The following is an 18,816-nucleotide window of genomic DNA, read 5'->3' as shown; positions in this document are numbered from 1 at the left end:
TTTTAATGTTTATACCGCCATACCTCAGGCTCTGGCCTGATTCGTAACGGTATCGTTTCGCCAGGATATGCACCGTGACCACTCTGGAACACACAATCGGTAATACACCGCTTATCAGGTTACAGCGCCTGACGCCTGACAATGGCAGTGAGATCTGGCTGAAACTGGAGGGCAACAACCCCGCCGGTTCCGTCAAAGATCGCGCAGCCTGGTCGATGATTCATCAGGCGGAACGGCGAGGCGAGATAACACCGGGCGATCAGCTGATTGAGGCCACCAGTGGCAACACCGGTATCGCGCTGGCGATGATCGCGGCGATGAAAGGCTACCGGTTGCGCTTACTGATGCCGGATAATATGAGCCAGGAGCGGCAGGATGCGATGCGTGCCTATGGGGCCGAGTTAGTCCTGATAGGTCGGGAGCAGGGCATGGAGGGCGCGCGTGATTTAGCCCAGGCGATGGCGGCGCGCGGTGAGGGAACGGTGCTGGACCAGTTTAATAACCCAGACAATCCACTGGGCCACTACCAGACCACGGGACCGGAGCTGTGGACCCAGTCGAATCAGCGCATGACGCATTTTGTCTCCAGTATGGGCACCACCGGCACGATTACCGGCGTAGGGCGGTTTTTAAAAGAACATAAGACGGGCGTGAAAGTGATTGGCCTGCAGCCTAAAGAAGGCAGTAGCATTCCTGGGATTCGCCGCTGGCCTCAGGCGTATTTGCCCGGCATTTACCGGCCCGAGTTGGTGGATGAGGTAATTGATATGGGGCAGCAGGAAGCCGAAGAGACCATGCGGGCGCTGGCCCGGCGTGAAGGTATTTTCTGCGGCGTCAGCTCAGGCGGATCGGTCGCGGGCGCACTGCGTATTGCCAGCGCCCATCCTGGAAGCGTCGTGGTGGCCATTGTTTGTGACCGTGGCGATCGCTATCTCTCTACCGGCGTTTATCAGTAACGCCACGCAGCCATTACGCCCTCTGAAGGCTTATGCTGCGCCGTCGGCTGCCTGAGTCTTGTTTATTTGGCTAAGCTTACTGGCATCTGTAAGGATCGCGTAAAACTGGCTGCGCGTTTCGCTGGCCCGGTTCAAAATAGCGCCAGTGACGTAAGAGAGATAACAATGAAAATCCTGCTGGTAGATGACGACGTAGAATTAGGCACGATGCTGAGCCAGTATCTGATCACGGAAGGCTTTGATACGCAACTGGTGTTAACCGGCACTGCCGGTGTGCAGGGGGCGCTGTCCGGTGAGTACAGCGCCATGATTCTGGATATTATGCTGCCGGATATGAGCGGCACCGATGTCCTGCGGCAGGTGCGCCAGCAAAGCCGTCTGCCGGTGATTATGCTGACGGCCAAGGGCGACAATATTGATCGGGTTATCGGCCTGGAAATGGGGGCCGATGACTATATGCCCAAGCCGTGTTATCCCCGTGAGTTGGTGGCGCGCTTGCGTGCCGTACTGCGTCGGATTGAAGAGCATGCGCCTCTGCAGGATAAAAAAGAGACGCTGCAATGGGGAGAGTTAACACTCAATGCGGCCAACCGCGTGACGGAATGGCAGGGGAAAGCCTTTGATCTGACCGCCTCTGAATTTAATCTGCTGGATTTGCTGCTGCGCTCACCGGACCGGGTGGTGACGAAAGACGAGCTGTCTGAGAAAGGCCTGGGACGACCGCGTGAAGCGTACGATCGCAGCGTGGATGTGCATATTAGTAATATCCGTCAGAAGCTCAGCGCGCTCACCGCCGACAGCATCACCATCGAAACCGTTCGCAGCATTGGTTATCGCATTCGATGAATCAAACTTACCGTGGGCGCATGTTCTGGAAAATCCTGCTGGGGTTCTGGCTGGTTTTCCTGATTATCAGTCAGCTGATCTGGCTGGGTTTCTCACTTTCCGGTACGCGGCATCATCCCCCTGAATATTTGGTCACCCAGCGGCTGGCTGACGCGCTGATGGCGTCAGCCGTGTCGGTGCTGGAGCGGGGCGGCCCGTCAGCGCTGGATGCGATGATGGCGGAGTGGGCCCCGGAAGATCGGGCATTTTTGCATGTACGCGCACTGGATAATCTCCGCAACGCAGAGGCACCGCCGCTTGCGCCCGAAACGCCCGAAAAATCCTTTTTTCCCGACCATCTTGTGCGCCAGGCACAGAGCCCGGACGGCAAGAGCTATGAGCTGCTGTACGATCTGAAAGGAATACGCACAATGAGCCGGGAGGGGCGGCCACATAATTTCCTGAATATTCCTGAGCCCATGTTCATTTTCGCCGGGTCTGTGGGGTTGCTGTTTAGCCTGCTGCTGGCATGGAACCTGACGCGCCCTATGCGACAACTGCGTGAAGGTTTTTCGCGGGTAGCCAATGGCGATTTAAGCATCAGGCTCTATCCTGCGCTGCGTAAGCGTCATGACGAGCTCTCCAGCGTGGCGCAGGCGTTCGATGCCATGGTTGAACGCCTGGACACGTTGGTGCGTGCCCGTGAAGCCCTGCTTCATGACATCTCTCATGAACTGCGCTCGCCGCTTGCCCGTCTGCAGCTGGCAACGGGCCTGGCGCGACAGCGGCCAGAAAACGTGAATGACTCGCTGGATCGCATCGACGAAGAGGCACAGCGGCTGGATAAGATGATTGGTGAACTGTTAACCCTGGCGCGTGCCGAGCATGAAAGTGTGCCGGGCGAACACTATTTTGATTTGGCCGGCTTATTAGAGGCGGTGGTTACCGATCTCCGTTATGAAGCGCAGATCCCCGGCGTCGAGGTCGTGTTTAACGTTGATGAGCAGGCCGATCATACCGTACGCGGGAATGCTGAGTTATGCCGGCGAGGCATTGAGAACGTGCTGCGTAATGCTTTACGCTTTTCGCTGCCGGGTCAGCGCATTGAGGTCAGCCTGCAGGTTGAGCAACAGTGGCTGGCGATTCAGGTGCGGGATCAGGGGCCAGGCGTCGATGAGAATAAGCTGTCCAGCATCTTTGATCCCTTTGTCCGGGTCAATTCGCCGTTACTGGGTAAAGGCTACGGGCTGGGGCTGGCAATTGTGCGTAAAGTGGTCCTGGCGCATCATGGCGAGGTCAGGGCGGTTAACCGGCCTGAAGGCGGACTGGAGCTGACACTGCGTTTGCCCCGCTGGCAGCCGCATTAAGCGCAGAGACGTGAAGCATAGAAGCATAAGAGAACGGCACCCTGAGGTGCCGTTTGTGTATTACTTTTTGATGCGAATCACCGGGGTTTCACCCACGACGACCTGACCAGACAGTTTTGTCAAATCCTTGATTTCATCCATATTGGAAATGACAACAGGGGTCAGTGTGGATTTTGCTTTCTCTTCCAGCAGCGGCAGATCGAATTCGATCACCACGTCGCCTTTTTTAACCTTCTGACCTTCTTCGGCGATGCGTTTGAAGCCTTCGCCTTTCAGTTCGACGGTATCGATGCCGAAATGCACGAACAGCTCAATGCCATTATCGGATTCGATTGAAAAGGCATGGTTGGTTTCGAAAATCTTGCCGATAGTCCCATCAACCGGCGCAACCATTTTGTTGCCGCTTGGTTTGATCGCAATACCGTCACCCACGATTTTTTCTGCAAACACCACATCTGGTACGTCTTCAATATTCACGATTTCGCCAGACAGAGGCGCTACGATATCAATTGTCCCAGCGCTATCTGTTTTTTCGCCAAAAAGTTTAGAAAACAAACCCATGATCTTCTCCTAAGCAGTAATTTGGGGCCAGCATCTCGTGGATCAGCAGAGCGTTTTTTCTTTAATGAACTTGTTCACCAGGTTCATCAAGTCTTCCGCCGTAGGTTGAGCCAGTGCCTGCTCTGCCAACGCCTTCGCATCTTCGAAATGTGTATTACGAATAATTTTCTTGATGCCAGGGATAGAAATGGCACTCATGCTGAATTCGTCCAGCCCCATTCCCAGTAACAGTAGTGTAGCACGTTCGTCACCTGCCAGCTCACCACACATGCCAGTCCATTTACCTTCAGCATGAGACGCATCAATGACTTGCTTGATGAGGTTCAGTACCGAAGGCGTCATCGGGTTATACAGGTGCGAAATCAAATCATTACCACGATCTACTGCAAGAGTATACTGCGTCAAATCGTTTGTCCCAATGCTAAAGAAGTCGACTTCTTTCGCCAGGTGACGTGCAATCACGGCAGAGGCAGGCGTTTCCACCATAATGCCCACTTCGATTGACTCGTCAAACGCTTTACCTTCTTCGCGTAACTGCGCTTTCAGCAGCTCCAGTTCCGCTTTCAGCGTACGCACTTCTTCAACCGAAATGATCATCGGGAACATGATGCGCAGCTTACCGAAAGAAGAGGCACGTAAGATAGCACGCAGCTGTGCATGCAGAATTTCCTTACGATCCATCGCAATACGGATGGCGCGCCAGCCCAGGAACGGGTTTTCTTCTTTAGGCAGGTTCATGTAAGGCAGGTCTTTATCACCGCCAATATCCATGGTACGGACGATCACGGCCTGCGATCCCATGGCTTCTGCGACCGCTTTATACGCCTGAAACTGCTCTTCTTCGGTCGGCAGTGAGTCGCGATCCATAAACAGGAACTCAGTGCGGTACAGGCCAACACCTTCTGCGCCGTTGCGCTCGGCACCGGCGATATCGCGTACCGTACCGATGTTGGCGCAGACTTCAACCTGATGGCCATCCAGCGTAACAGCCGGCAGATCTTTCAGCTTCGCCAGCTCGTGTTTTTCAGACAGATACTGATTCTGAACCGCTTTCAGCTCTTCCTGAACTGCCTCAGACGGATTAACGTGAATCGCATTGTTCACCCCGTCCAGAATGATGAAATCGCCGTTTTTGATGGTGGCGGTCACGTTACCGGTGCCGACAATCGCCGGGATTTCTAACGAGCGTGCCATGATTGAGGTGTGCGAGGTACGGCCACCCAAATCGGTAATAAAGCCCAGCACCTTTTTCAGATTCAGCTGTGCGGTTTCGGATGGCGTTAAATCTTTCGCCACCAGAATAGATTCTTCCTGGATTGCGCTCAGGTCGACAATGTGCAGACCTAAAATGTTTTGCAGCAGACGCTTACCGATGTCACGCACGTCTGCCGCACGCTCTTTCAGGTATTCGTCGTCCAGCTCCTCCAGGGCTTTTGCCTGGGCGTCGATGACGGAGTTCACAGCAGCATCAGCAGTGGCGTGATCTTTTTTGATCAGGTCGATGATTTCCTGCTCCAGCTCTTCGTCTTCCAGCAACATAATGTGGCCTTCGAAGATGGCTGCTTTTTCTTCACCCAGGGATTCGCTGGCTTTGATACGAATGGCTTCAAGTTGCTCAGCCGCTTTGCTACGCCCTTGCAGAAAGCGCTGAACCTCCTGCTCAACCTGGTCATCTGAAATTTTTTTACGGTTGATGACGATCTCGTCTTCTTTCAGCAGCAGAGCTTTGCCGAAAGCGATACCTGGTGATGCTAAAATGCCTGAAATCATAACCCTACCTTTTTATCACGATGGCTGACTGGACTCGTTGCGTTGCCATAGTCGTGTGACACGTACTCTACGAAAGCAATAACGCGGACAGGTTGTCCGCGATCAAGATGTTGCACACAATGGCGCAGAAGAGTCGTTTTAAGCGGAGCAGAAAGGAGATTACTCCAGTTCCGCCATCAGCTTAACCAGATGCTCTACGGCTTTTTGCTCATCTTCACCTTCCGCAGAAAGTGTGACAACGGTGCCCTGAGTCAGACCCAGAGTCTGCAGCTTAAACAGGCTTTTGGCGCTGGCCGATTTGCCGTTGGAGGTCACGGTGATTTCTGACTGGAAGGCTTTAGCTTCTTTGACAAATTGCGCAGCAGGGCGAGTATGCAGTCCGTTTGGTGCGGTAATGGTAACTTCTTGCTGGAACATTCTATTTCCCCAACGTTTTCAGGATGAGTGTTATGGATCTAAAGTCTAGCCTGGAGCCGTAACTTTAGCCTGTGTAGGTGCGCGGGTATACAACTTACAATCGAACAAATGCGCTTGAATGAGTGTTTCATTCCCGCTGCGTGTCAAAACACGAGTTGAGCACGTCACCGGGTAATTATGCCGTGATTCGCCCTTTCACTAAATCTGAAACTTGATTCAGCTTGATCCACTTCAAAGGAGGATTAATTTCAGGCATCGAAATAATTGGCAGTCTAAATACCAGAGCCACACGACTGAAATCAATTGGCTGCATGGTAAAAGTGAGATCTGCGCCACAAAAAAGCACCCGTCAGGGTGCTTTTTAAGCGTTTGTCCAGGGCGAACTACGGGCTATTGCAGCTCTTTTTCCGTGAAAAGATCGGCGAACAGCGCGGTGCTGAGATAGCGCTCACCGGAAGAAGGAAGAATGACAACGATGTTTTTGTTGGCGTAGGCTTCATCTTCCTGCAACTTCAGCGCGGCGGCAACGGCGGCACCCGAAGAGATACCGGCCAGAATGCCTTCTTCTTCCATCAGGCGACGGGCCGTGGCGATCGCTTCATCATTAGTGATGCCGACAGCTAAATCGATCAGCGCCAAATCCAGGTTACCCGGAATAAAGCCCGCGCCAATCCCCTGAATCTTATGCGGGCCGGGTTTGAGCTCTTCGCCCGCCATCGCCTGCGCAATCACCGGTGAGTCAGTGGGTTCTACGGCCACGGTGATCAAGGATTTCTTACCCTGGGTGTTTTTGATGTAACGGCTTACGCCTGTCAGCGTGCCGCCGGTCCCCACACCGGCAATGAACACATCCACTTCACCATCCGTGTCTTCCCAGATTTCGGGACCGGTGGTTTTCTCGTGAATTTCCGGGTTGGCCGGGTTACTGAACTGCTGCAGCAGCAAATACTTGTCGGGATCGCTGGCCACGATCTCTTCGGCTTTGGCGATCGCGCCTTTCATGCCTTTTGCGCCTTCGGTCAGGACCAGATTTGCGCCCAGGGCTTTAAGCAACTTACGGCGCTCAACAGACATGGTGTCCGGCATGGTCAGCGTCAGTTTGTAACCGCGCGCGGCGGCCACGTAGGCTAATGCAATACCGGTGTTACCGCTGGTCGGTTCAACCAGTTCAATACCTTGCTTAAGAATACCGCGTTTTTCTGCGTCCCAAATCATGTTGGCACCGATACGGCATTTCACACTGAAGCTCGGGTTACGCGACTCAACCTTCGCAAGGATGCGGCCGTTACCGATGCGGTTCAGTCGAACCAGCGGCGTATGACCAATTGTCAAAGAGTTGTCTTCATAGATCTTACTCATAGCCTGTCCTTAACTGTATGAATTATTGGGAACCCTCTGAGCATACCTGTTCTGCCCCGTGGCGGAAGGAAAGAAATCATATATCTATATGTCTCATGGCGATAAGAGCTGCCAAAAATTGCATAAGGGTAGTTGATATGTTCAGCGCAGGCTTTCACGAGCCAGGTTCGCCCGGTAGCGATCAACCCACATCGCGGTGGCCCCGCACACGGCGACCGGCATAATGGCCAGGTTCACCACGGGAATCATTGTAAAGAGGCTCACCAGCGCGCCAAACTGCATATTGGCTGTCTTGTGCTGGCGTAAGGCATGACGCATCTGCTGAAAACTGACTTTATGGTTATCGAAAGGATAGTCGCAATACTGAACAGACAACATCCAGGCGCTGAACATAAACCACAGCACGGGTGCCACCGTCTGCCCAAAACCCGGAACCAGATAAAGTAATAACAGGCACAGTGCGCGGGGCAGGTAGTAGCCCAGCTTTTGTAATTCGCGTTTCATGATGCGTGGCATGTCTTTAACCATGCCCAGCCAGCCGCTGTCAGGCAGTGGTTTACCCGTCAGCCGCCCCTCAAGTTGTTCCGCCAGCAGGCCGCAAAACGGCGCGGCAATCAGGTTGGCTATCGTTGAAAAGAAATAGCTAAACACCAGCACCACCGAAATCACCGACAGCGGCCACAGCACATAGCTGAGCCATTGCAGCCAGTCCGGCACATGCGAAATCAGTTTGGGGATCCACTCGTCAAGACGGAAAAATAACCAGACAAAGGCGCCGCCTAGCAGCAGGATGTTGACCAGCAAGGGGATGATGACGAAGCGCCGTATGCCCGGTAACCTGATTAGCTTCCAGCCCTGGCTAAAATAGTGCACGCCATTAAAAGAGGAAACGGAATTATTCACAGCCATCGAGCCAGTTCTCCTGAAGATGTTAAGGCGCGCCTACTATAACCTGGCTTTTTCTGCTGACCAGGTGCCGTTTGGGTAAAAAAACAGCGAAAAAGTGGCGGTGAGCTATCTTATTTGTGAGAAAATACTGCACAGACTTGCACTTATCTGGCAGGGCAAATACAGTTAGAGAATAAAGTTTGCCGCGGTGGCAAGGTATTGGAACAACAGAGAATACAATGATGCAGGATTTGCGTCTGATATTAATCGTTGTTGGCGCGATCGCCATTATAGCGCTTCTTATTCACGGACTGTGGACCAGCCGTAAAGAACGCTCTTCAGTCTTCCGCGATCGCCCGCACAAACGTTTGAAACAACGTGATGAACATGATGATGAGACGCTGACCGACGACGTTGATGACGGCGTCGGTGATGTGCGTGTGCGTAATACGCGCGGGCACCAGGAGCCTCATTTTGACGACATCCGCGAGCCACAGCCTGAAGTGCGGCGTGAGCCTGTTAAGGAGCGCCCGCGTCAGCCTTCTGCGCCGCAGCCTGAAAGCGATCCTCTTTTTGACCCGGCACCGCAACCGGAACGTGCGCCACAACGGCCTGCACCGACTCGCCAGCCACCAGCCTTTACCGCACCGCCGGTTCAGGCCGATCCGTTGCTGGATAGCGATCCGCTGGACAGCGTTCAGCCCAATCCTGTTTATCAGGCCGAACCTGAGCCTGACTATGAGCCAGAGCCTGAGGTGGTCAGTCCGCCGCCGCAGCCGAAACAACCTGAACCTCGTCCGCAGACCAGCAGTAAGCCCAAAGAAGCGGTGCTTGTGCTGCATGTCGCGGCGCACTCAGGCGGTCAGCTGAATGGTGAAGCCTTGCTACAGGGCATTTTGCAGGCCGGTTTTCAGTTTGGTGAAATGAACATTTTCCATCGTCATCTCAGCCCGGCAGGCAGCGGTCCTGTGCTGTTTAGTCTGGCTAACATGGTGAAACCCGGTTCCTTCAATCCTGACGAAATGACCGACTTCACCACGCCCGGCGTCTCCATTTTCATGATGGTGCCGTCGTATGGCGATGCGAATCAGAACTTTAAGCTGATGCTACAGTCCGCGCAGCGTATCGCGGACGATGTGGGCGGTGTGGTACTGGATGACGAACGCCGGATGATGACGCCGCAAAAGCTGGAAACCTACAAAGCGCGTATCCGCGATGTGGTCGAATCCCGCGAGTAATCCACACTTTTTCAAATTATTATGATGAACCCCCGCCTGTCGGGGGTTTTTTATCTGATGGGGTTATATGAAATCCGTCCAGGAACACATCACTGAACTGCGCACCACGTTGCGCCATCACGAATATCTGTATCACGTTATGGACGCGCCGGAAGTGCCGGATGCGGAATACGATCGCCTCATGCGGGAACTGCGGGATCTGGAAGCACAGCATCCTGATCTGATCACGCCTGATTCTCCCACGCAGCGCGTAGGGGCCGCCCCGTTGATGGTATTTGAGCAGGTACGCCATGAAGTGCCGATGCTGTCACTGGATAACGCGTTCGATGAAGCCAGTTTCAGGGCCTTCAATAAGCGCGTCCAGGATCGTCTGAAAAGCACCGACGATCTCACCTATTGCTGTGAACTCAAACTGGATGGCCTGGCGGTCAGCCTGTTGTATGAAGATGGCTTATTAACGCGCGCGGCGACGCGCGGCGATGGCACAACAGGCGAAAATATCACGACGAATGTGCGGACGATTCGTGCCATTCCGCTGCGCCTCAAAGGGGACAATATTCCCGCCAGAGTAGAAGTGCGGGGAGAAGTGTTTATGACGCAAAGCGGCTTTGAAAAACTCAATGCCGAGGCGCGCCGTACAGAGGGCAAAGTCTTTGCCAATCCACGCAATGCGGCAGCGGGCTCGTTGCGCCAGCTGGATCCCCGTATCACCGCGAAACGACCGCTAACGTTCTTCTGCTATGGACTGGGCCTGCTGGAAGGGGGCGAGATGCCCCGCAGCCACATGGCGCGACTGCAACAGTTCAAAGCCTGGGGCCTGCCGGTCAGCGACCGTATTCGTCTGGTGCGGAACGCCGATGAAGCGCTGGCGTTTTATCATGAGGTTGAATCAGAGCGGGCCACGCTGGGTTTTGATATCGACGGCGTGGTGATTAAAGTCGATTCGCAGGAATTGCAGGAAAAGCTGGGCTTTGTCGCGCGCGCGCCGCGCTGGGCCGTGGCGTTCAAGTTTCCTGCGCAGGAGCAGATGACGATTGTGCGTGACGTCGAGTTCCAGGTGGGGCGGACGGGCGCTATTACACCTGTTGCCCGGCTGGAACCCGTTCAGGTGGCAGGCGTGATGGTCAGCAATGCCACATTGCATAATGCCGATGAAATTGAACGTCTTGGCCTGCGCATTGGCGACAAAGTCGTGATTCGTCGTGCCGGCGATGTGATTCCTCAGGTGGTCAACGTTGTAACCAGCGAACGGCCTGACAATGCCCGTGAGATCGTGTTTCCCTCTCAGTGCCCGGTATGCGGTTCCGATGTTGAACGCGTTGAGGGCGAGGCGGTCACGCGGTGTACCGGTGGCTTAATCTGTGGCGCACAGCGCAAAGAAGCGCTGAAGCATTTTGTGTCGCGGCGCGCCATGGACGTTGACGGCATGGGTGACAAGATTATCGATCAACTGGTCGAGAAAGAGTACGTCAAAACCCCGGCCGATCTGTTCCGGCTCAGCCGTGAAACCCTGACCGGGTTAGATCGTATGGGCGCGAAGTCGGCGCAGAATGTGGTCGACGCGCTGGAAAAAGCCAAATCCACTACGCTGGCGCGTTTCCTCTATGCGCTGGGTATTCGCGAAGTCGGCGAAGCCACGGCGGCAAACCTGGCCAGTCATTTTGGCGATCTGCAAAAGGTCATGGATGCCGATCTGGACGCGCTGATTGCGGTTCAGGATGTGGGCACGGTCGTTGCGAAGCACGTGCGGCACTTCATGGAAGAAGAGAGCAACCGCGAGGTGATCCGGCAGCTGGTTGAAGATATCGGTATCCACTGGTCCCAGGTGGTGGCGGTGAACCCCGGCGAGATCGACAGTCCGTTTGCAGGCAAGACCGTAGTGTTAACGGGCTCACTCTCGCAGATGAACCGGGACGATGCCAAAGCGCGACTGATCGAACTCGGTGCCAAAGTCAGCGGCAGCGTATCGAAAAAAACCGATTTGCTGATCGCAGGAGAAGCTGCGGGTTCGAAGCTGACAAAAGCGCAGGAGCTGGGCATTGAGATCATTGATGAAGCCGAAATGATCCGGCGACTCGGTGCCTGAGATGGATAAGCAGGCGCTGGTCGAGATTGCGAATACGGCTATGCCGTTTGGCAAATATAAAGGCCGGATGCTGATTGATTTGCCAGAGCTCTATCTGCTCTGGTTCGCCCGCAGCGGCGAGTTTCCGGCTGGTCGTTTGGGGGAGCTGATGCAGCTTACCCTGGCGATAAAAATAGAAGGGCTGGAAGGGTTAGTTAAACCTTTAAAGCGTGGTGACTGAGTTCGCGGCCTCGCATGAGGCCGCGTGTCTGAACGTGTTTCCGTTATTTCTGCGATTCCACGACAGCCGCTTTGCTTTTCTCCGCCTGCAACGCATTGGTTCGCTTGTAGCGTCCGGCAATAAACGAGCACACCATCAACTGAACCTGGTGAAAAATCATCAGTGGCAGGACGATGATACCCACCGCGCTGGCGGGGAACAGGATATTGGCCATCGGCACGCCGTTCGCCAGGCTCTTTTTCGAGCCACAGAACAACACCACGATTTCATCGGGACGACTGAAGCCAAACAGGCGCGCAGCAAGATAGTTAATAATCAGCACCAGCGTCAGGAGCAGAATGCAGCCCGCCAGAATCCACAGCAGCGTATCAATCCCGACGCGTTTCCAGATGCCGTTCACCACCGCTTCGCTGAACGCGGAATAAACCACCAACAGAATGGACGTCTGATCGGTGATGCCAATCAGGCTACGGTTCCTTTCCACCCAACCGCTAATCCAGCGGCGTGACAGATGACCTAAAACAAACGGCACTAACAGTTGCAGCATGATTTTACCCACCTGCTCAAGGCCATCGCCTGGTCCGTTACTGTTGACGTCCATCACCAGATTAACCAGCAGCGGGGAGACGAAAACACCTAACAGGCTGGATGCCGATGCGCTGCACACAGCCGCAGCCACATTGCCGCCGGCCATTGAGGTGAACGCGATGGCCGACTGGACGGTGGCAGGCAAAATGCAGAGGTAAAGGAAGCCGGTATAAATTTCTGCGCCGACGTTAACCGGATGCCACCAGACAATCAGCAGCCCCAGCGCCGGGAACATAACAAACGTACTGCACATGATCCAAAGGTGAAGCCGCCAGTGGCTGCTGCCTGCGATGATTTTTTCGCGTGACAGTTTGGCACCATGCATGAAGAACAGCAGGGCGATGGCGGCGGTGGTCAGGTACGTGAAAAAGTCCACGAAGCCGCCTCTCGCCGGAATGAAAGAGGCCAGAAGTACAGTGATGATCAGCTTGATCATCATCGGGTCAATACGGAGAAATCCCATCGTTAAAATCCGGTTAAATTAAGTCTGGAGTGATTGTGCGTGATGAGGGTTTAGAAATAAAATTGATTTATTAAATGAATCTATGCGAGAAATTAATGAATTACTCCCTACGTCAGTTACGCACCTTTGTGGCCGTTGCGCATTATGGTGGCTTTAGCCAGGCAGGGCAGGCGATTGGGCTGAGTCAGTCTGCGGTCAGCCACAGCATTAAAGAGCTGGAAGCGGAAACGGGCGTCCGCTTGCTGGATCGCACGACGCGCGAGGTGGTGCTGACCGAAGCCGGGCAGCAGCTGGCTTCACGTATGGAAAGGTTGCTGGAAGAGATAAACACCACGCTGCTGGATATTCGTAGCTATGGCGAACAACGCAGTGGTACGGTACGCATCGCGGCGAGTCAGACGATCTCAGCCCACCTGATGCCGCAATGCCTTGCCGCCAGTCAGCAGAGCTACCCGGAAATAAAGATCATCCTGCACGATCGGGTGCAGCAGGCCGTGCTTCAGAGCGTACGTCACGCCGAAGTCGATTTTGGCATTGTGATTGGCCCGCTGAATGACAGTGAATTCGACTGCTGCGCCATACTGGATGAACCCTTTTTACTGCTGTGCCGGGAGGATGATCCGCTTGCTGAGGTCGGGCAGGCAAGGTGGCCGATGTTGGAGGGACGTACGATGGTGCTTCAGGATTATGCGTCGGGCAGCCGGATATTAATTGACGCGGCGTTACGTCAGCAGAACATCAGTATCAATGTGGTTCAGGAAATCGGTCATCCGGCCACGCTGTTTCCTATGGTGGATGCAGGTATCGGGATCAGCATTTTACCCGCGCTGGCGTTACCGCTTCCTGCGGGGCGCGCGTTAACGGTAAGACGTCTCTATCCTGAGATCAATCGCAGCCTGACATTAATTAAGCGCAAGAATCGCTCGTTAACGCCTGCGGGCGAGGCCATATGGCAGGAGGTGCGTCAGCAGGGAGCTCTGCTGACGCAACAACGTGCTTCCAGTCCTGCGTTTTAAATATAGACGTCGAGCTGATTATTTTGGGTAGGGCGATTGACGCCGTCGGCTGACACGGTTTTACCTTCTTTTTCCGCCTGTTTCGCTTCGGCTTTTTGTTGCTCTTTGCGTTGCAGCTGCTGGATTTGCGCTTCTAAAACCTGAATCTGCGCTTTGATAGTATCCTGCTGCTTCTTCTTTTCTTCGGTGGTCAGTGTTTTATCATCGCCCAGACTTTTTAACTGGTCGTTCAGGCGCGAAATCTGCTTATTCAGACTGGCAATTTGTGCTGCCGTGTCTGATGAGGCGCTTGTCGTATCTGACGTTGAGCCACTGCCGATGCTCGGTGTGCTGGTTGAAATAGTTGTCATGATGATCTCCTTGCAATTAGACGTTTTAGGTTATCGGATGTGCGCGGCAAAAGCTTAATGCCTCAAAATGTTAAATTTACGAAAAGTTTTTTACAGATTAACGTTAGTCCTTACCATTCAGTTGAGTAGACGGGTAACGGTGGCGGATACGGCTGTTGGTTTCATTATTTCGGCAGTGGGAAAAAGCAGGGCGGGTAACTGAACCTGCGGCAGAGTCTCATTCCGCACGTCAGGCAGCGGAGCGCAGAAGCGAAAAAAGCGCCATAAGGCGCTTTTTCCTGAATTTGGTGGGTCGTGCAGGATAGCCTTCGGCCCGGCGGGCCTCGCCCTTCGGGTGATGCTGGCGCATCAGCCTGAATCGCTGTGCGATTCAGTCGAACCTGCAGCAGGTTCTCATCCTGCACTTTTTGCGCATAGCAAAAAGGCGCCTTTAGGGCGCCTTTCTACATTGGTGGGTCGTGCAGGATTCGAACCTGCGACCAATTGATTAAAAGTCAACTGCTCTACCAACTGAGCTAACGACCCGAAGTGGTGGGTGATGACGGGTTCGAACCGCCGACCCCCTCCTTGTAAGGGAGATGCTCTACCAACTGAGCTAATCACCCACTTCGGTACTGCTTCACAAGAGTGTCATCTGACTAAGATATGGTGGGTGATGACGGGTTCGAACCGCCGACCCCCTCCTTGTAAGGGAGATGCTCTACCAACTGAGCTAATCACCCATATCTTATCTCTTGTCACTGCGGGCCATCTTAAACCTTCTTAAGAGTGGTGGGTGATGACGGGTTCGAACCGCCGACCCCCTCCTTGTAAGGGAGATGCTCTACCAACTGAGCTAATCACCCCCGCTGTGTGGAGTCGCATTATAGGGATAGTTGATTTTGAGTCAACGCTTTTTAAAACTTAATTGTGCGTTCGGTTTAATTTTAAACATCTCGCAGGGATTTTATCCAATATGCTGGTTTTCTTAGCAGAAATGCGGGCTTTGCTGCCGCTCTGCTACGTTGCATGCATTGAGGATTCATCATCAGGTGCTAGAATGTGCGCACTGTTTTCGCGTCTAACCTGTTTTTTGTCATCCAGACAAGAACCCGCGCATTTAAGGCAATACTGAATGAAAATCAAAACTCGCTTCGCGCCAAGCCCTACTGGCTTTTTACATGTAGGCGGTGCTCGTACCGCACTCTATTCATGGCTCTTTGCTCGTCATCATCAGGGCGAGTTTGTGCTGCGCATCGAAGATACCGATCTGGAGCGTTCAACACCGGAAGCCATTGAAGCCATTATGGACGGTATGAACTGGCTGAGTCTGGACTGGGATGAAGGCCCGTATTATCAGACCAAACGCTTTGATCGCTACAACGCCGTCATTGATGAAATGCTGGAAGCAGGCACGGCTTATAAATGCTACTGCTCTAAAGAGCGTCTCGAAACGCTGCGTGAAACCCAAATGGCGAACGGTGAAAAACCGCGTTACGACGGGCGTTGCCGCGACAGCCACGAGCACCATGCCGCAGACGAGCCTCATGTGGTGCGCTTCCGTAACCCGCAGGAAGGCTCGGTCATTTTTGATGACCAGATTCGTGGCCCGATTGAATTCAGTAATCAGGAACTGGACGACCTGATTATTCGCCGTACCGACGGCTCGCCAACCTACAACTTCTGTGTCGTGGTTGATGACTGGGATATGGGCATTACGCATGTTGTGCGCGGTGAAGACCATATCAATAACACACCACGTCAGATCAACATTCTGAAAGCCATCGGGGCTCAGGTACCGGTTTACGCGCATGTTTCCATGATCCTGGGCGATGACGGTAAAAAACTGTCTAAGCGCCATGGTGCAGTCGGTGTTATGCAGTATCGTGATGATGGTTACCTGCCGGAAGCGCTGCTCAACTATCTGGTGCGTCTAGGCTGGTCCCATGGCGATCAGGAAGTGTTCTCCGTTAAAGAAATGACAGAGCTGTTTAGCCTGGACGCGGTGAGCAAATCTGCCAGCGCCTTTAATACGGAAAAACTGCAGTGGTTAAATCATCATTATATTAATGCGCTGCCACCTGAGTACGTTGCCACGCATCTGCAATGGCACATCGAACAGCAAAATATTGATACACGTACCGGCCCGGAGCTGGCGAAACTCGTTACGCTGTTGGGGGAACGTTGCAAAACGCTGAAAGAGATGGCGGCATCCTGCCACTATTTCTACCAGGACTTCACAGAGTTCGATGCGGATGCCGCGAAAAAGCATTTACGTCCGGTCGCCCGCCAGCCACTGGAACTGGTTCGCGATAAACTGGCTGCATTGACTGACTGGAATGCCGAAACGGTGCATGCCGCTATCCAGCAGGCTGCCGATGAGTTAGGCGTCGGTATGGGTAAAGTCGGTATGCCATTGCGTGTAGCCGTTACCGGAGCAGGGCAGTCACCGGGACTGGATGTGACGGTCGAAGCGATTGGCCGCAGCCGTAGCGTTGAGCGTATTGAGAAAGCGCTGGCCTTTATTGCTGAGCGCGAAGCGCAGAGCGAATAATCTTTCTTTTTGACGGCTGGCGGTGATGTTATCAGGACACTTACTGACAACACCCGACTAAAGTCTGAGCCGCGGGACGTGATTGTCAGCGGCGCAAAAAAACCGGAAGCCTCGCGCTTCCGGTTTTCTTATTCTTCACGAATGCCCAGACGCTCAAGCACACCTTTTATCCCTTCCCGCAAAATCAGGGCCATAAGTTGATCCTGTTCATTCTGGCTCATTTGCTGGACAGAACTTATTAATAACGCAGGTAATGAATTAGGTGGAGGAGTATAATTGCCTGTAGGTTCATTGAGATTACGTGTCGACTGAATAAAGCTTTTTACGCGCTCATCAATGTGGATCAGTCTCGCTTTTCCGCCCTGAACGCCGGGTTTTGGCGTCGTCGTCCAGTTCTCGCGTTTGATCCATTTGTTCACCGTCTGCCGACTGTAGCCCGTTTCGATTGCCAGTTCTTCCGGAGTAAGCCATTCCTTTTTCACGATGCTGTCCCTGTTCAATACATTAGCTATACATATTACAGGAAATCGTAACGGGTGAAAGTAACGGAAAACGAAATTGCCTTTTGTCTCTCAACAAAAGGCAATGAGGAATTATTGCGCAGTGTGTGCCTGTTCGGCAGCGGGGCGGAACGCCAGGAAGTAAGCCAGACCCACGAAGACGGCACCGCCTACAGCATTACCTAAAAATACCGCCACAAAATTCGGGAAGTATTCAGCCCAGGTCATCTGACCGGCGAAAATCGCCGCAGGAATAATGAACATGTTGGCGACAACGTGCTGGAAACCAATCGCCACGAACGCCATCACCGGGAACCACATGCCAAAAATTTTACCGACGACATCTTTACTGGCGAATGCCAGCCAGACGGCCAGGCACACCAGCCAGTTACAGCCAATGCCGGAGATAAAGGCATGCAGGAAATCGGCATGCACCTTCGCATTCGCAATCGCCAGCGTTTTTTTCAGGTAATCACCTTCGGTCATGGCCAGCATGTGACCAAAGAACCAGGCAATCGCGATGCTGCCGAGGAAGTTCGCAATCGTTACCCAGAACCAGTTACGTAATACGCTGTAACCGCTAACACGGCGGGCAAACCAGGCAATGGGCAGCGTCATCATGTTACCCGTTAGCAGCTCGCCCCCGGCCAGAATGGTCAGGATCAATCCCACCGGGAACACGGCAGCCCCTAAAAAGCCACCAAATGACCCCCAGTCTGCGGGTAAAGAGTTAATGACGTGAACATCCAGCAGGAACCCTGTAGCAATAAAGGCACCGGCCATGAAACCAAGAATGATAAGGGAGCTAATGGAGGCATGGCTTTTGGCCACCCCTGCCTGAATCGCCAGTTGGGCGATCTCTTTAGGTGTATGCAGCGACATATATTCTCTATTGATTTTAGTGGTGGAGCGAAAACGCCTGGTTGAAGAACGGTGCGCTGGAGAAAACCATGCAGCCGTATTAAATAGCGGGCTAAGTTTTACACGACATTACAGGGAAGACAAGATAATTCCTATAACATATTTAACGATGCATTAACTTAACGCCGATCAAAAAGGTTTAACCCCGACCAGACACCTTACATCATATTAACAAGCTCTTTTTCTGCGCAAACGGACGTCATCGCGTTAAGTTTGCCGTCTTTTTCAGCGATCAAACACAGAATGTGATTTTGCCGTTGACACTCCCTGGGGGGTTTCATATTATGCCGTCCGTCGCGTAACACGACGGTTTTTTCGGTTCGGGGCTATAGCTCAGCTGGGAGAGCGCTTGCATGGCATGCAAGAGGTCAGCGGTTCGATCCCGCTTAGCTCCACCAAACTTCTCCCAAAAGTTTGGCACTGAAAAAACGATTTCCAGATGTGGGGGTATAGCTCAGCTGGGAGAGCGCTTGCATGGCATGCAAGAGGTCAGCGGTTCGATCCCGCTTATCTCCACCAACTTTCTGCTTGTTCATCAAATCAATAAGTCATCAGAACGCAATGTACTGGTTTTTCTCATCTTATTTCCAATCTTGTTCGTGCTGTCATGTGAAAATCGCCTCTCTTTAGCTTTTGACTTTGCCACTCGGCTCAGCAGCGATTAAAGACGTCAGCGAGATTGACGCACATCCACCTTCAACATCTCTTCCAGCACCGTCTGACCGCATTATTCAGGCGCGATGCGTTACCCTGTTTTG

17 protein-coding genes, 6 tRNA genes and 1 other RNA gene are annotated in these 18,816 nt (G+C 53.3%); 10 read left to right on the top strand and 14 right to left on the bottom strand.

Features of this window, described 5'->3' with window-relative positions; genetic code table 11:
* Positions 1-74: 74 nt before the first annotated feature.
* From cysM to RAC65_RS09680, 3 genes are all read left to right on the top strand, one after another.
* Positions 75-956: a cysteine synthase CysM gene (gene cysM, locus RAC65_RS09690; RefSeq protein ID WP_033740803.1), complete on the top strand. Its 882-nt coding sequence runs from the start codon at positions 75-77 to the stop codon at positions 954-956.
* Positions 957-1,121: 165 nt separating this feature from the next.
* Positions 1,122-1,802 (top strand): response regulator transcription factor, encoded by a 681-nt coding sequence (locus RAC65_RS09685; RefSeq protein WP_006117802.1) that lies wholly within the window; start codon positions 1,122-1,124, stop codon positions 1,800-1,802.
* A complete protein-coding gene (locus tag RAC65_RS09680) occupies positions 1,799-3,148 on the top strand; it encodes an ATP-binding protein (protein ID WP_006117801.1) in 1,350 nt (449 codons plus the stop codon). The genes RAC65_RS09685 and RAC65_RS09680 overlap by 4 nt, the downstream gene beginning before the upstream one ends.
* 60 nt (positions 3,149-3,208) lie before the next feature.
* Here RAC65_RS09680 and crr read toward each other — a convergent pair whose 3' ends face one another.
* The 5 genes from crr to cysZ all read right to left on the bottom strand — a co-directional run bounded on the left by crr (position 3,209) and on the right by cysZ (position 8,164).
* The gene (crr, locus tag RAC65_RS09675; RefSeq protein ID WP_006117800.1) at positions 3,209-3,709 is read right to left on the bottom strand and encodes a PTS glucose transporter subunit IIA; all 501 of its coding nucleotides are present in this window, start codon (positions 3,707-3,709) and stop codon (positions 3,209-3,211) included.
* Between the two features lie 42 nt (positions 3,710-3,751).
* Positions 3,752-5,479, bottom strand: coding sequence for a phosphoenolpyruvate-protein phosphotransferase PtsI (gene ptsI / locus RAC65_RS09670; protein ID WP_006117799.1), 1,728 nt, complete (start codon positions 5,477-5,479; stop codon positions 3,752-3,754).
* A gap of 159 nt (positions 5,480-5,638) precedes the next feature.
* A complete protein-coding gene (gene ptsH, locus RAC65_RS09665) occupies positions 5,639-5,896 on the bottom strand; it encodes a phosphocarrier protein Hpr (protein ID WP_003848868.1) in 258 nt (85 codons plus the stop codon).
* 390 nt (positions 5,897-6,286) lie between these two features.
* Positions 6,287-7,255 (bottom strand): cysteine synthase A, encoded by a 969-nt coding sequence (gene cysK / locus RAC65_RS09660; RefSeq protein WP_033740801.1) that lies wholly within the window; start codon positions 7,253-7,255, stop codon positions 6,287-6,289.
* Between the two features lie 141 nt (positions 7,256-7,396).
* Positions 7,397-8,164, bottom strand: a complete 768-nt coding sequence (gene cysZ / locus RAC65_RS09655; RefSeq protein WP_375096636.1) for a sulfate transporter CysZ — start codon at positions 8,162-8,164, stop codon at positions 7,397-7,399.
* Positions 8,165-8,382: 218 nt separating this feature from the next.
* Here cysZ and zipA point away from each other — a divergent pair, with 218 nt between their 5' ends.
* The 3 genes from zipA to RAC65_RS09640 all read left to right on the top strand — a co-directional run bounded on the left by zipA (position 8,383) and on the right by RAC65_RS09640 (position 11,687).
* The gene (gene zipA, locus RAC65_RS09650; protein ID WP_375096635.1) at positions 8,383-9,381 is read left to right on the top strand and encodes a cell division protein ZipA; all 999 of its coding nucleotides are present in this window, start codon (positions 8,383-8,385) and stop codon (positions 9,379-9,381) included.
* Between the two features lie 67 nt (positions 9,382-9,448).
* Positions 9,449-11,467 carry an NAD-dependent DNA ligase LigA gene (ligA, locus tag RAC65_RS09645; protein ID WP_375096634.1) on the top strand — a complete coding sequence of 673 codons (2,019 nt, stop codon included), beginning with the start codon at positions 9,449-9,451 and terminating at the stop codon, positions 11,465-11,467.
* Between the two features lies 1 nt (position 11,468).
* Positions 11,469-11,687 carry a DUF3820 family protein gene (locus tag RAC65_RS09640; protein WP_375096670.1) on the top strand — a complete coding sequence of 73 codons (219 nt, stop codon included), beginning with the start codon at positions 11,469-11,471 and terminating at the stop codon, positions 11,685-11,687.
* A 43-nt stretch (positions 11,688-11,730) separates the two neighbouring features.
* Here RAC65_RS09640 and RAC65_RS09635 read toward each other — a convergent pair whose 3' ends face one another.
* The gene (locus tag RAC65_RS09635) at positions 11,731-12,738 is read right to left on the bottom strand and encodes a bile acid:sodium symporter family protein (protein WP_006117793.1); all 1,008 of its coding nucleotides are present in this window, start codon (positions 12,736-12,738) and stop codon (positions 11,731-11,733) included.
* A gap of 95 nt (positions 12,739-12,833) precedes the next feature.
* Here RAC65_RS09635 and RAC65_RS09630 point away from each other — a divergent pair, with 95 nt between their 5' ends.
* The gene (locus tag RAC65_RS09630; protein ID WP_033740794.1) at positions 12,834-13,754 is read left to right on the top strand and encodes a LysR family transcriptional regulator; all 921 of its coding nucleotides are present in this window, start codon (positions 12,834-12,836) and stop codon (positions 13,752-13,754) included.
* On the opposite strand, the gene RAC65_RS09625 is transcribed toward RAC65_RS09630, so the two are convergent.
* The 6 genes from RAC65_RS09625 to RAC65_RS09600 form a co-directional block, all read right to left on the bottom strand.
* A complete protein-coding gene (locus RAC65_RS09625; RefSeq protein ID WP_006117791.1) occupies positions 13,751-14,104 on the bottom strand; it encodes a FlxA-like family protein in 354 nt (117 codons plus the stop codon). The two genes, RAC65_RS09630 and RAC65_RS09625, sit on opposite strands and share 4 nt — an antisense overlap.
* A 285-nt stretch (positions 14,105-14,389) precedes the next feature.
* Positions 14,390-14,522, bottom strand: a non-coding RNA gene (locus RAC65_RS09620) — RtT sRNA.
* A 31-nt stretch (positions 14,523-14,553) separates the two neighbouring features.
* Positions 14,554-14,629: transfer RNA gene (locus RAC65_RS09615), tRNA-Lys, on the bottom strand.
* 4 nt (positions 14,630-14,633) lie between these two features.
* A tRNA-Val gene (locus RAC65_RS09610) sits at positions 14,634-14,709 on the bottom strand.
* 41 nt (positions 14,710-14,750) lie between these two features.
* A tRNA-Val gene (locus tag RAC65_RS09605) sits at positions 14,751-14,826 on the bottom strand.
* A gap of 47 nt (positions 14,827-14,873) precedes the next feature.
* Positions 14,874-14,949, bottom strand: a tRNA-Val gene (locus RAC65_RS09600).
* 269 nt (positions 14,950-15,218) lie between these two features.
* On the opposite strand from RAC65_RS09600, the gene gltX reads away from it, so the two are divergent.
* On the top strand, positions 15,219-16,637 hold the full coding sequence (gene gltX / locus RAC65_RS09595) for a glutamate--tRNA ligase (RefSeq protein WP_058707734.1): 1,419 nt from the start codon (positions 15,219-15,221) through the stop codon (positions 16,635-16,637).
* A gap of 128 nt (positions 16,638-16,765) precedes the next feature.
* On the opposite strand, the gene RAC65_RS09590 is transcribed toward gltX, so the two are convergent.
* Positions 16,766-17,119 carry a YfeC-like transcriptional regulator gene (locus tag RAC65_RS09590; protein WP_033740792.1) on the bottom strand — a complete coding sequence of 118 codons (354 nt, stop codon included), beginning with the start codon at positions 17,117-17,119 and terminating at the stop codon, positions 16,766-16,768.
* Between the two features lie 111 nt (positions 17,120-17,230).
* On the bottom strand, positions 17,231-18,019 hold the full coding sequence (locus RAC65_RS09585; protein WP_006120379.1) for a formate/nitrite transporter family protein: 789 nt from the start codon (positions 18,017-18,019) through the stop codon (positions 17,231-17,233).
* 361 nt (positions 18,020-18,380) lie between these two features.
* On the opposite strand from RAC65_RS09585, the gene RAC65_RS09580 reads away from it, so the two are divergent.
* Positions 18,381-18,456 (top strand) — tRNA-Ala (locus RAC65_RS09580).
* A 45-nt stretch (positions 18,457-18,501) separates the two neighbouring features.
* A tRNA-Ala gene (locus RAC65_RS09575) sits at positions 18,502-18,577 on the top strand.
* Positions 18,578-18,816: the final 239 nt, after the last annotated feature.

Origin of the sequence: Pantoea sp. BS_8 (assembly GCF_041954965.1) — a bacterium.
Lineage (GTDB): Bacteria > Pseudomonadota > Gammaproteobacteria > Enterobacterales > Enterobacteriaceae > Pantoea > Pantoea stewartii.
This window is presented reverse-complemented; position numbering and strand designations above follow the sequence as displayed.